Consider the following 15,526-nt stretch of genomic DNA (forward strand, 5'->3'; position numbering starts at 1 on the left):
AATAGAGGTAGCAAGCGGGTGAGAATCATCCCTGGCAGAATTCTCGTTATGGGTCACGTCTTGACTGGTCATCGTTTCTATTGCAGAACATCTATGAAACCCTATCCTCATCTTGCACGTCTGATGTTTGGTTGCCTGCTGGGCAGTGGTCTGATGGTTATCAGCAATACTTCTCTCCGGGCACAAACCGCTGCGGACTTGGATCCACTCAAGGATTTTCAATCGGATACCGTGAGTGATCCGTTTTCCGATCGCACAGGGGATAACCGGGGCTTGTTCAACTTGATCCATCGGGCTATGCAAGGACAAACTAATTTGGATCCTGCCTCTGTTTCGATCGAGCAGCGGAAAAATGTGGACGATGCTGCGGCTGCCTTTCGGGCGAGACAGCAGCAGTTGTTGCAGAAGCCAACCAATTCAATTCCAGGGTTGATGATTCCTGCACCGACGGTAACTGCGCCAGTGGTCAACGATACTCCAGCCACGGTGTCTTCTCCCACGCCCTAGGGGCATCAGCCGTTGCACGCTGTTTATAGATTCGAGAGATCCCTAAATCGCTGTCCCGCAATTTGGGGGTTTTTGGCATGACTATTTTGGTATGACCATTCTGGATTTGGTCTATTTTTCTGGCAACTCGTTGAACAGCCCAATCGTCAGCCGCAATTCCTAGGAAGGGCGCAGGTCTATTGTGGCGTTTCTGGGCAATGGAGCCGAGGCGGGCTGGTAGATAGGAATAATGACCGTAAATTCTGCCCCTTCATTGATTGCAGACACACAGCTTAATGTGCCAGAGTGCTTTTCAACAACAATTTGGTAGCTGATGGAAAGGCCCAGCCCCGTCCCTTGGCCCGTTGGCTTGGTTGTAAAAAAGGGTGCAAAGAGTTGTTGCCGAGTGTCTTCAGTCATACCCGCGCCATTATCGCGAATGCGAACAGCAATATGTTGTGGATCAATCACTTCTGTGTCTACCCGAACCACACTCGGTAAGGTTCGATTGACTTCAAACGTCCGATGTTGACAGAGTTCATCAATCGCATCGATCGCATTGGCAATCAGGTTCATAAAGACCTGATTCAATTGGCTGGGATAGCATTCCACCAACGGCAGATCACCATAGTGTTTTTCTAGCTGGATCGCAGGCCGTTCCTGGGTCGCCTTGAGTCTGGGTTGCAAAATCAGGATCGTCCCTTCTAAACCTTCATGAATATCGACCGATTGCACCTCCCGTTCGTCCGTTCGCGAAAAATTGCGCAGGGAAAACACTAAATTGTGGATGCGTTCGCTTCCCATTTGCATCGAACTAAAAATCTTTTGCAGGTCATCTAGCACAAACTCGAGATCCATCGTGTCGATCTCAGTTTGGATCGCGGGGGCTGGCTCAGGATAGTGCGCTTGATAGAGTTGAATCAACTGGAGAAGTTGCTGAACATAGGTGTCTGCATAGTCAATGTTCCCGGCAATAAAGTTCAAGGGATTTTTGATTTCGTGGGCCACCCCTGCAATTAACTGCCCTAAGCTAGAGAGTTTTTCCGTTTGGACTAATTGGGCCTGGGTGCGTTTGAGGTTGCTGAGCATCTCCTCTAACTGTTCGGTTTGCGCTTGTAACTGCTGCCGAGATTGGGCGAGGGCTTGATTTTGGAGTTCAAGTTCCTGGGAATAGTGCTGAAGATTGCGGTAGAGGCTAGCATTTTCGATCGAGATCGCAACCTGAGCCGTGAGCAATTTCAGCACCGCCAGTCGATCGGGGGTAAAGGCTCCCAGGGTTAAATGGTTTTCAAGGTACAAAATTCCCGTCAGCTTGCCTTGATAGACCATCGGGAAGCACAGAACGGATTTTGTTTGCTGCGCTTGAATGTACGGATCGCCGCCGAAGCGATCGTCGAGGGCCGCATGGTTTAGGACGATCGTGGTGTGAGTCCGTTCCACGTAGGCAATCAGCGTGAGGGGCATCCGTTGGGATAAATCACCGGCGTGATCGCGATCGCCCTCGGAGATCGTCGTCTCCCAATCTTCCCCTTCTGACGGGGCATTCACATAGCCCTCAGCTTCAATCTTCAGTTCAGCATCCCGTCGCACCACCAAGAGCCCCCGATCAGCTCCTGCGTTCTCAATCACAATTTTCATCAGCTTTTCCATCAAGCTGCTAAACACGATCTCACTGGAGAGGGCTTGGGACGCTTTGATCACCGTCATCCAGTCTAAGGTCTGCGTCGATCGCGCATTCCACGGTTGTTGAGGCGACTCCGGGAAAAGCCGATCGCTTAACCAAGTTTCCGCATCCCGTCGAGGTTCGCTCCCGGCTAATTGTTGCCAGTCCTGCCGTAGCTTCACCACTTTGGCGGTGGCTCCCCATTGAGCATAGGCCGCGCAAGCATCCTGAAAATACGATCGCGCCATCCGCGATCGGTGTTGCCGACGGTGATATTTGGCGGCCTGTTCACAGGCGATCGCCTCAATGGCCCAACAACCTTGTTCGTTCGCTGCCAAAATGGCGCGATCGTAGAGCGTAGTTGCTTCCGCATCTAACCCTTGCAACTGAGCCATTTCCGCTTGAATCAAGAGGAAGCGATGACCATAGTTGGCAGGACAATGGTCAGCCCATTTCTGAAATTGGCCGCAATGGGCTTCTAGCGTTTGCCAGATGTGCGATCGCTCAGACTCTGTTCCATGGGGATAGCGGGCTGCCAGCAGGAGCGCGGTATAGAAGTAATGCTCCACCGCAATGGCCACGCCAAAATGGCTATCCACAAGTTGTGCTGAGGCTTGCGCGATCGGATGGGCCTCCTCGTACTGTTCAAATAAATACAGACTTTGGAGTTTGTAAATGTAATATCGGCTGAGGGTATTCTGAGGTTCGTTAGGTTGTTGCAGTTGTTTTAAGAGTTCGGTTTCCGAGATTTCCCCACCGCTAAAACTGCCGTCCGCCTGGGTCGCTCCCTGTAAACTCCGAATAAACTGTTGTTTAATCACCGCATCGTTAATAAACGTGGAACTGCGTCGCTGCGTTGCAAATTCCTGGGATTGCTGAATATCCTGTTCCGCTTTGTCTAAACTGATTCCGCTCATAAGGGTGGTATCAGCTCGCAGCACCAGGGAATAGAGGGCGTAGAGAAATTCTCCAGTTTCACAGCACTGCTGGAACGCCCGCAGTAAATATCTTCGGCAGTCTAGAAATGACAGTTGCCAGTGTGCGAGCAATCCCCCAAAGCTAAATTGCGTAATCCCTTGCAAGGAATTGAATTGCTCACTCATTTGCAAGGCAACTTGGCCAAAGGCGTGGGCCGTGGGATAGTTTTCCGCCGCACTCAGAATGGTGCCATAGGCGACGCAGCCATAGGCAGAATGGGCCGTCAGCCCCTCGCGTAAGGTTCGTTGCACCATGCGCAAGATGACCCACTGATAGAACAGACGATCGCGGGTCACCGATGCGGCAGCCAAGTATTGCAATACCTGCATGATGACTTGATTCTGAGCATCCTGAGCCCGAGAGAGCCTAGCTAGGTGGGCAATGTCCCGATCGCCGAGGGTATCTTCTAGCAACTGTTGGAGCTGGTTATGTTCGGCTGCAACGACTGCGCGATCGATGACCGCTGGAATGGCTTCCCCTAGCAAGCTCAAGCCCGCCCGTCCCAGCTCTAGTGCCTCCGATCGCCGATTTTGACTGAGGTAAAGCACCATTTGCGTGGCGTAGACTTCCACCCGTTCCAGGTCACTTCGAGCGTGGGTAAGCAATGTACTAAAGGCAACATCCGCCCCTTGCCAGTTACCACAGAGATATTCACATTCCAACTGTTCACTCAGCAGATCAAAGGTGAGGGAGTAGTCATTTTCCCAACTGTTGGGAGGCAGGAGGGCAATCCCCATGGCGAAGTATTTGCGAGCCGGTTCATAGGCAGCAGCAGACTTGGCTTTTTTGCCTGCCCCTAAATTGAGGTGGGCCAATTGCCAGCGTTCTTCCGGTGTGCGGATCAGATCGCGACCGGCATTGAGTTGGTTAACGACTTCAAAGAGTTGATCATCCTGGCGCAAACTGAGCATTTGCCGCAGACACACTTGGCCTACTTTGAGATGGAAGACTTGACGTTCTGTGGGCAGCAGGAGGGAATAGGCCGCCTGTTGCACCCGATCGTGCAAAAAGCGAAAGGTAATGCCCTCGGGTTGCTCTTGGAGCAGCCACAGTTCCCAATCCAGCGATCGCGTGGCTCCCAAATTAGCAGGCAAAAGCAGCCCCTCCCGAAAGGCATCCCAAAGTCCTTGGGCCGTTTCAGTGGGGGAGCTACCCTGCACCACGGATAGCAATCCCAAATTAAACTCATTCCCAATGCAGGCCGCCACTTTGAGCAACTGTTGCGTGACCACTGGTAAGCGTCGAATCTTATCAATCATCAGATCCACAACATCTTGGGTAATGCCCAAGTTCTGAATCTGGTTTAAATTCCACTGCCAACCGCCCTGCCCATAGTCATAGGTAATTAACTGCGCACTCTCTAGAAATTCCAGCAGTTGATTCAGAAAAAAGGGATTGCCTTGGGTTCGATTAAATAACAGCTCCGCAAAGGGGGTAATGGATTCAGGACTTAACCCAAAACTATCTGCGAGTAACTGAACCGTATCGGGCAGATGGAGCGGCGGGACTTCCAACACCTGGGTAATCGGCAGGGACGCCAGTAGATGGAGGGGATGGTTACCCTGGATTGGTTGGGAGCGATAGGCTCCAATAATGAGTAACGAAACTTGATCAAGCTCCGTTAGTAAGCGATGCACCAGGGTGAGAGAAGCCGCATCTGCCCACTGGAGATCATCCAGGAAAATCACCAAAGGATGATCCTTTTGGGCAAAGATTCGCAGAAATTGTTGCAGGACTCGATGAAATCGGTTTTGGCTTTCGAGGGCATCAAGTTTGGCTGGCGGCGATGGCGTTTTGTCTAGAAGAACGGCGATTTCTGGAATGACATCAATCAGGATTTGGCTATTGTTGCCGATCGCTTGGGCTAGCTTTTCGCGCCATTGCTGTACTTGGGCATCGCTCTCGGTCAAAATTTGGCGAACCAATTCCTGAAAGGCTTGAATCAGGGAAAGATAGGGCACATCCTGACGAAATTCATCAAATTTACCCGTGATGAAATAGCCTCGTTTTTGCAGAATCGATCGTTGGAGTTCATGGACCAGGAAGGACTTGCCAACCCCTGCCGCCCCCGACACCAGAACAAATTCCAGCTGGCCTTGGCTAGCCCGTTGAAAGGATGCTAACAGTGAAGTCAGTTCCGTATCCCGACCGTAGCGTTTTTGGGGAAAGCGGAACTGTGTAAAGCGATCGTGCTGAGCCAGCGGAAACTCAACGATCGTGCCTGTCTGCATCAGTTGTTCCAGGCAGTGCTTGAGATCCGCCTTCAGGCCATAGGCACTTTGATACCGGTCTTCCACGGTTTTCGCCAGCAATTTCATGACGATCGCGGAAAGCCCCAGGGGGATCGCTGGATTTTGTTTATGCAGCGGCACGGGTTGGCGAGCAATGTGACAATGTACCAGTTCAATGGGATCCTGAGATTGAAAAGGCGGTTGTCCAGCCAAAACTTGATACAGGGTCACCCCTAACGAATAGAAATCCGTTCGATAATCCACAGCCCGATTGAGGCGTCCGGTCTGTTCAGGAGAGCAGTACATCAGGGCATGCCGAAACGGGGAGGCCAACTCCCAACGGCCTGAAACCGATGGCAGTCCTGTATTCATCCCAAGATTAATCAGCTGTACCGTTCCGGTGGTGGGGTTAATGAGAATATTATTCGGATCCAAACTATGGTGAATAATGTGTTGCTGGTGGAGTTGGCCCAAGGTCTCGACTACTTTCACAGTCCACTGTAAAATTTCCACCAACGAAAATTTTGTAGACTCAATCCAGTGGGCTAGAGGGTAGCCACCTAAATCTTCCAAAACCAGCAGGGGACATTGTTCACTCATTTCTAGGTTCAACACCTGGGCAAGGCCCGAGATGCTAAATTTTCGACTTACCTCATACTCATATCTCAATTGATGAATGATTGAATAGGCGATCGAATCCACTTGAATGGCTTTCAAGAGGACAGGTGCCTGATCCTGGTTACGAATCGCACGGTAAATTACCTGGCCTGCAACTTGGTAAACCTGCTCAACTAGACAATACCCTGGAATGGAACAATCAATCAGTGGGGCATCCAGCATCAAACAACCTCGGCGCAATCGAGCACACAATCAACCATGGATCGTTGTACCTAATCATTAATAGCTTGCCCCAGTAAGTTTATGGCCTATCAAATGGAACTTTTTCGTTCCTCAGTAAAATTACAGTAGGGTGTACAGGTATTCAGTACAAAATTGGGTCAGGTGCAAAATTGGGTCAGGCACAAAATGGGTAGGACGCAGAATTCCCGGTGGTCATGGATCGGCCTAGGAGGCTAGGGAGATCGTTATTCCCCAGCCTCCGTATCTCCAGCCTAGTATCTCCAGCCTTCAGTCTGAACCAGTCTGCTGTACCGTTCAGGAGCCCCCGTTCTGGATAGCAATAACTGGATCTGAACAGGAATTCATGACAAATTAATTTTGTAGAACGCCATCCTCTAGGTGAATCACGCGATCGGCCACTTCCATAATGCGGGGATCATGGGTCACAATCAGCACCGTTCTGCCCCCCCCTTTCGCCAAATCGCGCAGGAGTTGAATCACCGCATGGCCATTTTGGGAATCTAAGGCGGCGGTCGGTTCATCGGCCATAATCAGTTTTGGATTGCCGGCCAGGGCGCGGGCGATCGCAACTCGTTGCTTTTGTCCCCCGGACAGATCTCGCGGTAGACTTTTAGCCTTGTCACCCAGTCCCACCTGCTCCAGGAGTTCCAGCGCTTGGCGACGGGCAGCCTGCCGTTTGATTCCTTTCAAGTTCAGTGCCACTTCGACGTTTTCCAAAGCGGTGAGCGCGGGAAACAGGTTGAACCCTTGAAACACAAACCCGAGGTTCATCAAACGAAATTCTGCCAATTGACGACTTGACATCCGCGTAATTTCTTCCCCCAAGAGACAGACGCGCCCTTCGGTCGGGGTGAGAATCCCTGCTAGAATTGACAACAAAGTTGTTTTGCCGGATCCTGAAGGCCCCATAAGGAGCTGAATGTCACCAGCATTGATGGTCAGGTTGGCATTTTTGAGGGCATGGAACGCCTGAGATCCCGTTTGGTAGATCATACTCACCCCAGAGGCCGCGATCGCCTTTTGGGTCAATGCATCTTGAATTAAAGACTCGCGGCAAGGCGTGACTGTAGACGCAGGAAGGCTCCCAGGTCGGTGGATTTGGTCAAAATCAATCGCTGTCATTCGTCAAAATCTCGATAGCGGCATCAGAGCAGAGGGAGAACTGATTCTAGAGTTAGCTTCACCCGAAGGATCACCAAATCCAGATGTGGGAGCGAGTATATTCTAGTCTAGTCGCTTAATTCCCGTTTCCCAAGGGCATTATTTCGGGATCTAGACGCGGGATCTAGACAAGGAATATAGATCACTTACATATTGGTTACGCGACTTTATGCATAAAGCACTTTCCTGCGTTGCACGGCCCTACTTAGCGCTTTCAAGATTTGCGCTTTCAAGATTTACGCTTTGAAGGTTTACGCCTTAAAGACAATGGCTGGATCTACGCGAGTCACTTTTTGGACAGCAAACAGCGCAGACCCAATGCACATCACCACTGTGAGAACGAAAACTCCGGCAGCGGTGGTTGGCTCAATCAAAATCATGACGCCCTTAGCAGCCTGAGTCCAATGGCCAAGTCCAACGCAAAGCAAAATGCTGGGAATATAGCCCAAGATAGACATCCACAAAGCTTGTTCGATAATTACGCGGTAGATTACCCAATTGGACGCACCCATCGCTTTAAGAGTTCCAAATTCCCGCATATGGTCCGCCACGGAGGAGTACAAAATTTGCCCCACTACCACCATGCCAACAATGAACCCCACCGCGGCTCCTAGGCCAAGAATGAATCCCACGCCCGTGCGCTCTTCCCAGTAGTTACGAGTCAGGGCAGCCATTTCCCGTTGGGTATACACTTCAGTGGCGGGTAACGCCTCCCGTAAACGCTGTTTCAACCGATCTAGGTTTTCACCCGGTTTCGCTCGAATCAGAATGTAGGTGATGGGATCGCCCAAATTGAGTCGGGCTGGGGGCTGAATTTCTCCCACTTTCTGCCCCAGCGGTCGATTCTGAAAGCGGTTGGTGCAGTTGAGTTCTCCGTTACTTTGGCGGGTGCAGTTGATGGAACTAGATAGTTCAGCAGTCCCATAGGCATTGGCAGTTTCGAGGGAGGCAAAGAGAAAGGGACTAGAGGCGTTGGATTGCACATCATCGAGAAACCCAACTGCCGTAGCGGGTAAAAATCCGATGCTGCCTTGGCTACTCACTTGGTTAATCCCCAGCGATCGACGGCTATCTTGATCCAGCATCACGGTATAGGGCTGCTTGAGATCTTCGACCTTGCCCTGCAAAACTTGCCACCCTGCAAAGAGTTGCCCCTCGGGATTAAAGCCAAAAATTCTCACAGGAGCTAGTTTGCCATTGGCATCTCGCCAGCGCCCAGACCGGAGTAGCAGAACTTCCGCCCGATCGACCCCTACCACTTTTTCCGCCTCGGTCAAATAGTCCGCAGGCAGAGCAGACGTGAGTTCAAAGTACACCATTTCCTTGGAGGTTACCCAAAGATCCGCCCTAGCGTGGTCAATCACGATCGCGGTCGATCGACTAAACCCCTTAAGAATGCCTAGCTGAATAGTCACTAGGCTCACAGCAAACATAATCCCAGCTTGGGCAACCAAAAAGCGAGGAATATCTTCGAACAGATTTTTGCGGGCGATAGATGCCATAGTGGGAATAACCGACAGAAGGAAACCTAGCTAGACAAGTCAGCACTCAACCAGTCAGCCATGCCCCTTCAGTGTATCGAGAACTTTATCGCGAAACTATGGCAAACCCATAAAGCTAGCATTTCAAAATTACTATTATTCCTTATCAAGTACTTCCCAACGATATGGATAAATTATTAATCACCGCCTTCTTCTACCCTAATTGGCTGGAGCCCAGCCTAAGACCACTTCAATTTGATTAGCCAAACTTCCGGGGTCAAAAGGCTTAATCAAAACAGCTTTTGCTCCAAATTCTAAGTATTCTCGTTGTGACGCCACTTTCACGGTTGCAGTCAGCATAATCACGGGAATATGAGAGGTTTTAGGATTGGCATGAAGATTTTTGAGCGTTTGCAAGCCATCCATCCTGGGCATAGCAGCATCCAGCAGAATCGCATCTGGCTTAGTTGATGCCGCTAGTTCCAGTCCTTCTTCCCCAGAAGTTGCCGTTAGAACATCCCAAGTATTGGTAATTTGTAGACAAATCTTGGCGATTTCGCACATGTCTTCTTCATCATCAATCACTAAGATCCGCTTGAGCATGGTGACTGAACTCCTTGATCCTGTCAAAGTTTTTATGAATGGTGGCTGAAATAAGTAAAAGATTTCAAGTCATATTTGCAAAGTTGATATAGTCCTCCAAGGAATTAATTCAGCGAAAATTTATTGGCTGATTTCCCTTAGACAGTTTAAAAATTTACGAGAGAAATAGTTAAGTTGTGAGAAGTTGAAAGATGACACGAATCGTGTGCATTCGCTGGCATGATTCAAGTAAGTTCCCTGGATTGATTAACCTCACGACTTCCGTAGCACCACTGAATCTACAGGAGTGAGTTTTGATTTTTCAAGAATTTTTCAAGAAAGCTAGGTGAATTTTTCACCTCAATCAGCATCTTTGAACCCACGATCGTGAATTTCTACTGACAAGAATGTGCAAGGAAAATTCATGGTAACTGTTGAGAACCATAAAGCAAGAAAGTGGACCGCAGGTAAACAAACTACCCATTAATTGAGCGATGTTACAGCACAACTGCGGGAATTCATACGTTTCCCCTGCCTTCAGTCCAAAAGCCTTCATTTCACAATTCGTCTCCTATGCTTCCGAGCAGTTGATTCCAGCCCCGTCTGTGGATCAATCCCCATAGGTTTACTGAGAAAGCGATTTCGCTGCAAAATTACACATACCACTGACATTATTCCCAGAAATGCCTAAAAACTGACTACACTGACTACATTTACTAGCTACAGTCATGGTGGAGTGAAATGATTTTATCTGAATCTTCACTATATTTTTATATTTCATTATCATAGTGGTTATGAATCAGCAAATATTAGTGTGTTCCCCCTGTGGAATTTGAGGTTGAAATTTCAGGGGAAAAAGGATAAACCAATATTATCCGATCGATTATAATTCTCCATAATCGACCCAGGGTTGCATCAAGCGGAGAGTCCAGCAGAACAAGAAACTGTTAAATAAAGAACCCACGCAGCAATACAGTTCTCATTTTTGTTAAAAAACAAGGGAGTACTGTTAGGTATGTAATGCTGTAATCGTGCACCGCTATTCCATATTTAATCAGTAGTCTACGTTGCATAGGGGCTGTTTGCTTAGTAGCGGCATGTAGCCTATGACGATCGCTAGACAACGTTCATACCCCCCTTAACCTGTGACAAATTTGTCCCATAGGGAAAACCTATGAGTTTGCCCCATAGCTTGATCAGAGCACTCACCCTTGATCAGAGTGTTCAACTTGTCCAACCTCGATCAGATTGTCCGATGAAGGCTCAGCAAAGACCTAGGATGATGAATGAAGTCGAGGTTTTCGATTCACATTTGGCTTGATCGCCCACACACTGTAGTTGCCCTCCTGTTAGACAAGCCAATTATTCAATTCTCCTAATCCGACCTGGGTTCTGGTGTCCGCCCAGATGACTGCACAACAAGGAAAGAACGCATGACAGGTAACCTTTCAGAATTAGTTGTCCAAACGCCGCAATCTCTACAGGATGTCGCAGGTCAAGAGCTTCCCCAGGCGTTGCAAGATCCCATCGCTTTAATTAGTCATGAGCTGCGCACCCCTTTAAACTCCATTCGAGGTGCACTTGGACTGCTCTACGACGGTAAACTCCATGCCCAGTCGCAACAAGGGCAAGCCTTACTCAGCATGGCGTTGCGTAACATCGATCGCCTGATTCGCCTTGCAGAAGCAATTGAGAAGGAAACTGTTCCAGTAATGACTATTTGGACAGATTCAGATATGGAACAGTTCCACTTGGAACGAGAGTTTGAACAAGCTTTACAAACCCAGAGCTTGGAAGTGTTCTATCAACCGATTGTGATTTTGCAAACCCATCAGGTGATCGGCTTTGAGGCGTTGGCTCGCTGGCGACATCCCCAGCGGGGTTTTATTTCGCCTGCGGTGTTTATTCCCATTGCCGAACGAATTGGGAGAATTCAGGAAGTCGATCGATTAGTTCTGCGCACGGCCTGTCATCAACTCAAGGTCTGGCAGCAACAATTCCCAGAGTTGCAAGACCTGACGATGAGTGTGAACCTTTCTGCGCTCCAGTTATCACAGCCGGACTTGGTACCCTACGTTGCAACCGTTTTACAGGAAACGGGGATCACCCCCAATGACCTGATTTTAGAAGTCACGGAAAGTGCGATTTTGGAAAATCCGGAGACGGATGTGGAAGTTCTCCAGCACTTGCGAGATCTGGGCGTGCAACTGGCGATCGATGACTTTGGCACGGGCTATTCCTCTCTGAGCCGCCTGTATGCCTTGCCGATTACAGAACTTAAGATCGATCGATCCTTTATCTGTAATCAGCAGTGGCAAATGATTGAAGGCATCACCCGCCTAGCGGCCAGTCTGGGGCCAGAGGTGGTCGTAGAAGGCATTGAAACGGAAACGGAACTCAATGCACTCCTGAAAATTGGTTGCCAAAAAGCCCAGGGCTTTTTCTTTGCCCGCCCCATGGATAAGCATGGTGCAGAAACCCTCTTGGCGTCAGGCAGAACGTCGGTTGCGTTGATTTAGAGCCAAGCCTGAACTGGAACGCATGTTTGTTGCAACTGTTGGCTACAGCCGTTTGATCGTTTGTTACAACAGGGGGGCTAGGCTGAACGGTCGCGTGAAAGGTAGCGATCGATCGCCAGCTTAGCTGCCCCTAACATGCCTGCTCGGTTGCCCAGTTCCGCCCGGAGCAGTTGTAGGCCGTCCCGTGAAGTGGGCATCACCCGTTGTTCAATTTCTCTCCAGGCAGCGGGAAAGAAAAATTCACTACTGTCGCCAATGCCACCCCCAATGATGATGGCATCAGGCGTCAACACATAAATCAAGCTGGTGAGCCCGATTCCCAGATCTCGACCATAGGCTTGCCAGAAGGTTAAAGCCTCGTAGTTCCCCGATCGAGCCAGTTCAAAGAGTTCCGCAGGGTCTTTGCCCGATCGTCGTTGAATGGCGGAGATTGAGAGATGTTGCTCTAGGGATCCATCATTACCACTTTTGCAGGGATGGCCTTGGGGATCCATAGAAATGAGGCCCAGTTCCCCAGCAGCCCCGTGGCGTCCTGTGAAGAGTTGGCCATTGATGAAAACTGCGCCGCCCACCCCAGTGCCCAAGGTCAGTAGAATCATGTTCTGAAACGATCGCCCTGCCCCTAACCAAGCTTCCCCCAGGCCAGCACAATTGGCATCATTTTCAACAATCGTGGGACGACCCGTCTTGGCTTCTAACCAGGCGGCAACGGGGATATCGATCCAGTGGGGCAGATTGATGGCAATGCGGGCGACTCGGCCTGCACGATCGGCGGGGCCAGGGGTACCAATGCCAATGGCGATCGCGGTACGCTGCGGATCGACTTGGGCAATTCCTGCGCAGACTGCCGCGAGGGTGGGTTCTGGCTCAGCGGGTTGGGGGGTGGGCAGCGTCAGGGTTTGCAGACATTCGCCCGTGGGGGTAAAGCGCCCTAACTTAATGGCAGTGCCACCGAGATCAATCCCCAGGACTTGTGGCTTAGCTAAATTGGGAGACAGACTCGCCTCTAACGTAGGATCCACAACCGTCATTACGCCAACTTATCCCAAGCCTGGGCCACAATTTCAAATAACCAACGCCGCTGCTGAGGATCCAGCAAAGAATCATCAGCTAGCACTTCTGCTTTCAAGTCGTCTAAGCTTTGTCCACTGGCCCGCGCATTTTCGATGACCCCTGCGATCGCTTGGGCCAATAACTCATCATTGACAGGCTGCTGGCGCAACGATGCCAAATTTCGAGAGTTCCGGGGGATGGGATAATTCATAGGAGATGCAAAGACGCCTTAGAATCAAGATGAAGAAGTGTAAATATTTCTCAGCTATCTGATTGGTATCAGGAGTTTAGCTCATTTTGGCGACCTGTCAACCCCATTGCCCTCGGTAAATGATCGGAGTTTTCATACCGCAAATGAAAGAAGTTCTCTACCTCGAAATCCCCCAACCCAAAACCGATGCTGTGCGTGACTGGCTGCGGGAAACCTACCAACCTTTGACCGGGCAGAAAACGGCGACTCCCAGTGGCTGTCGGGTGGCGATCGGGGCGGGAGAACTTTCGATGTTTGTGTGGCATGTCCAGCGCACGACGTACTTAAAGGTGTTCCGTTGGGCGGAGAACTCGTTGCCCCAGGAAAAAGCAATCCTGACCCATCTCAATACAGCCATTCGATCGGCGTTTCCGAATCAGTATCCTGTGCCACCCCAAATTGATCTGTCCCGGCAGAGCATTTTTGAGGCATTAGCAGCGGATTATCCGGAAACGGTGAAATATTTCCAAAAAATTCCCAACGGAGAATACGACCTGACGCGGGTCTATTGGTGGGAGCAACGCTGGCGGGAGGGCGTACGCAATCCCCAAACGCCCAAGCAGGTCATCTTTGAGCGATCGCTCCAGGACTCGGCAGCCAGCCCGTCGGGAGCAGTGCCTCAACCGGATTATGATCTGATTTACGTCGGCGGGGCGTTGGGGGTTGTCCATGCGGCGGTGATGGCCCAATTAGGCTACCGGGTATTGCTGCTGGAGCGGTTGCCCTTTGGCCGGATGAATCGGGAGTGGAATATTTCCCGTAGGGAATTTCAAAGTTTGATTGATTTGGGTTTATTTACACCTGAGGAATTTGAGTCGATTATTGCAGCGGAATATGTCGATGGATTCCATAAATTCTTTGATGGCAATAATCCGCCCCAGGCGCGATCGAGCATTTTGCATACACCGACGGTCTTGAATATCGCGATCGATGCAGAGAAATTTTTGCGGTTGTGCGGGGAAAAGCTGACGACGGCGGGGGGTGAAATTTGGGGTGAAACGGAGTTCCAACGGGCGGAGGTCGATCGGACTTGTGTGACGATTCAGGCGATCGATTTACCGACCAAAACGGTGAAGGTCGCTACCGGTAAGCTGCTGGTGGATGCGATGGGCACCGCTTCGCCGATCGCGTGGCAGTTGAACGGAGGACGGGCCTTTGATAGCGTTTGTCCGACGGTGGGCGCGATCATTGCCGATGGCTTTGAGGAAGGGGTGTGGGATTCGCAGTATGGCGATGTCTTGTTCAGCCATGGTGACCTGTCCAAGGGGCGGCAGTTAATTTGGGAACTGTTCCCCGGTGAGGGCAAGGATTTAACGTTCTATCTGTTCCACTATCACCAAGTCCATCCTGACAATCCCGGCTCGTTGCTGGAAATGTATGAGGACTTTTTCACGATTTTGCCGGAGTATCGCCGTTGCGATATGGACAAGCTAGTTTGGAAAAAGGCAACCTTTGGCTATATTCCCGGCCACTTCAGCAGCAATGCCAGCGATCGTAAGGTGGCGTTCGATCGATTGATTTCGATCGGGGATGCGGCCTCGTTGCAGTCTCCGTTGATTTTTACAGGCTTTGGCTCCCTGGTACGCAATCTGGGACGGTTAACCCATTTGTTGGATATTTGTCTCAAGCATGATTTATTAACCACAAGTTATTTGGATCAAATTCGGGCTTACCAGAGTAATGTTTCGGTGACTTGGCTCTTTTCTAAGGGCATGATGGTACCGACCCATGACAACATTCCGCCTTACTTGCCCAATGCGTTGCTCAATACGTTCTTTGAAGTGTTGGCACGACAGAATCCGGATGTGGCTGATAATTTTATTAAAGATCGCGCCAGTTGGCTAGATTTCAACAAGATGGCGATTACGGCGGCCAAGATGAATCCGACGCAGTTGGCTTGGATTTGGCGAGTGACGAAGGTGCAGGAATGGGTGCAGTGGTTTGGTAGTTATGTGAATTTTGCGTTGAGCGCGATCGTGGGTTTTCTGCTGGGTGGTTGGTTCCCAGGGTTGGTGCTGCGGCAGCAGGCTTGGTTGGAGGCACGCTATCCTAATCTGTGGCTCTGGCTGGTGGCGCGGGCCTATGATGTGACCTATGGGTTGGGTAAGCCGCAGCGGATGCCCAAGGTGGAATTGCAGCAGTTGGGTAAACCCCAGGGCCGATCGACGATCGGGTCTACAACGCCGCCGAGGGAACCACAAACCACTGCACGGTAGGTGTGAGGTCGTAGGATACCGCGATGATGAGAACTGTGATCTGTT

Annotated in this window: 9 protein-coding genes; 3 read left to right on the forward strand and 6 right to left on the reverse strand. The window is 50.4% G+C overall.

Annotation, left to right across the window (positions count from 1 at the left end; genetic code table 11):
* The first annotated feature begins 93 nt into the window (after window positions 1-93).
* On the forward strand, window positions 94-507 hold the full coding sequence (locus H6G21_RS05000; protein ID WP_190571143.1) for a hypothetical protein: 414 nt from the start codon (window positions 94-96) through the stop codon (window positions 505-507).
* Window positions 508-666: 159 nt separating this feature from the next.
* Here H6G21_RS05000 and H6G21_RS05005 read toward each other — a convergent pair whose 3' ends face one another.
* From H6G21_RS05005 to H6G21_RS05020, 4 genes are all read right to left on the reverse strand, one after another.
* Window positions 667-6,198, reverse strand: a complete 5,532-nt coding sequence (locus H6G21_RS05005; RefSeq protein WP_190571145.1) for an ATP-binding sensor histidine kinase — start codon at window positions 6,196-6,198, stop codon at window positions 667-669.
* Window positions 6,199-6,570: 372 nt separating this feature from the next.
* Window positions 6,571-7,341 carry an ABC transporter ATP-binding protein gene (locus tag H6G21_RS05010; RefSeq protein WP_206755603.1) on the reverse strand — a complete coding sequence of 257 codons (771 nt, stop codon included), beginning with the start codon at window positions 7,339-7,341 and terminating at the stop codon, window positions 6,571-6,573.
* A gap of 290 nt (window positions 7,342-7,631) precedes the next feature.
* Window positions 7,632-8,882 carry an FtsX-like permease family protein gene (locus H6G21_RS05015; RefSeq protein WP_190571147.1) on the reverse strand — a complete coding sequence of 417 codons (1,251 nt, stop codon included), beginning with the start codon at window positions 8,880-8,882 and terminating at the stop codon, window positions 7,632-7,634.
* A 198-nt stretch (window positions 8,883-9,080) separates the two neighbouring features.
* Complete coding sequence (locus tag H6G21_RS05020) at window positions 9,081-9,464, reverse strand: response regulator (RefSeq protein ID WP_190571149.1); 384 nt, start codon at window positions 9,462-9,464, stop codon at window positions 9,081-9,083.
* Window positions 9,465-10,876: 1,412 nt separating this feature from the next.
* Here H6G21_RS05020 and H6G21_RS05025 point away from each other — a divergent pair.
* Window positions 10,877-11,962 (forward strand): EAL domain-containing protein, encoded by a 1,086-nt coding sequence (locus tag H6G21_RS05025; RefSeq protein WP_190571151.1) that lies wholly within the window; start codon window positions 10,877-10,879, stop codon window positions 11,960-11,962.
* Between the two features lie 77 nt (window positions 11,963-12,039).
* Here H6G21_RS05025 and H6G21_RS05030 read toward each other — a convergent pair whose 3' ends face one another.
* Together H6G21_RS05030 and H6G21_RS05035 are read right to left on the reverse strand one after the other, a co-directional pair.
* Window positions 12,040-12,993 carry an ROK family protein gene (locus H6G21_RS05030; RefSeq protein WP_190571153.1) on the reverse strand — a complete coding sequence of 318 codons (954 nt, stop codon included), beginning with the start codon at window positions 12,991-12,993 and terminating at the stop codon, window positions 12,040-12,042.
* Window positions 12,993-13,226, reverse strand: a complete 234-nt coding sequence (locus H6G21_RS05035; protein ID WP_190571154.1) for a hypothetical protein — start codon at window positions 13,224-13,226, stop codon at window positions 12,993-12,995. The genes H6G21_RS05030 and H6G21_RS05035 overlap by 1 nt, the downstream gene beginning before the upstream one ends.
* Before the next feature lie 143 nt (window positions 13,227-13,369).
* On the opposite strand from H6G21_RS05035, the gene H6G21_RS05040 reads away from it, so the two are divergent.
* Window positions 13,370-15,481 carry a flavin-dependent dehydrogenase gene (locus H6G21_RS05040; protein ID WP_190571157.1) on the forward strand — a complete coding sequence of 704 codons (2,112 nt, stop codon included), beginning with the start codon at window positions 13,370-13,372 and terminating at the stop codon, window positions 15,479-15,481.
* Window positions 15,482-15,526 lie beyond the last annotated feature (45 nt).

The organism is Alkalinema sp. FACHB-956 (assembly GCF_014697025.1).
In the GTDB taxonomy this organism is placed as follows: Bacteria; Cyanobacteriota; Cyanobacteriia; order Leptolyngbyales; family Leptolyngbyaceae; genus Alkalinema.

What these genes read in the sequence shown, in the direction of transcription:
- H6G21_RS05000 (WP_190571143.1), top strand. Translation starts at nt 94, where the DNA reads ATGAAACCCTATCCTCATCTTGCACGTCTGATGTTTGGTTGCCTGCTG.
- H6G21_RS05005 (WP_190571145.1), bottom strand. Translation starts at nt 6,198, where the DNA reads ATGCTGGATGCCCCACTGATTGATTGTTCCATTCCAGGGTATTGTCTA.
- H6G21_RS05010 (WP_206755603.1), bottom strand. Translation starts at nt 7,341, where the DNA reads ATGACAGCGATTGATTTTGACCAAATCCACCGACCTGGGAGCCTTCCT.
- H6G21_RS05015 (WP_190571147.1), bottom strand. Translation starts at nt 8,882, where the DNA reads ATGGCATCTATCGCCCGCAAAAATCTGTTCGAAGATATTCCTCGCTTT.
- H6G21_RS05020 (WP_190571149.1), bottom strand. Translation starts at nt 9,464, where the DNA reads ATGCTCAAGCGGATCTTAGTGATTGATGATGAAGAAGACATGTGCGAA.
- H6G21_RS05025 (WP_190571151.1), top strand. Translation starts at nt 10,877, where the DNA reads ATGACAGGTAACCTTTCAGAATTAGTTGTCCAAACGCCGCAATCTCTA.
- H6G21_RS05030 (WP_190571153.1), bottom strand. Translation starts at nt 12,993, where the DNA reads ATGACGGTTGTGGATCCTACGTTAGAGGCGAGTCTGTCTCCCAATTTA.
- H6G21_RS05035 (WP_190571154.1), bottom strand. Translation starts at nt 13,226, where the DNA reads ATGAATTATCCCATCCCCCGGAACTCTCGAAATTTGGCATCGTTGCGC.
- H6G21_RS05040 (WP_190571157.1), top strand. Translation starts at nt 13,370, where the DNA reads ATGAAAGAAGTTCTCTACCTCGAAATCCCCCAACCCAAAACCGATGCT.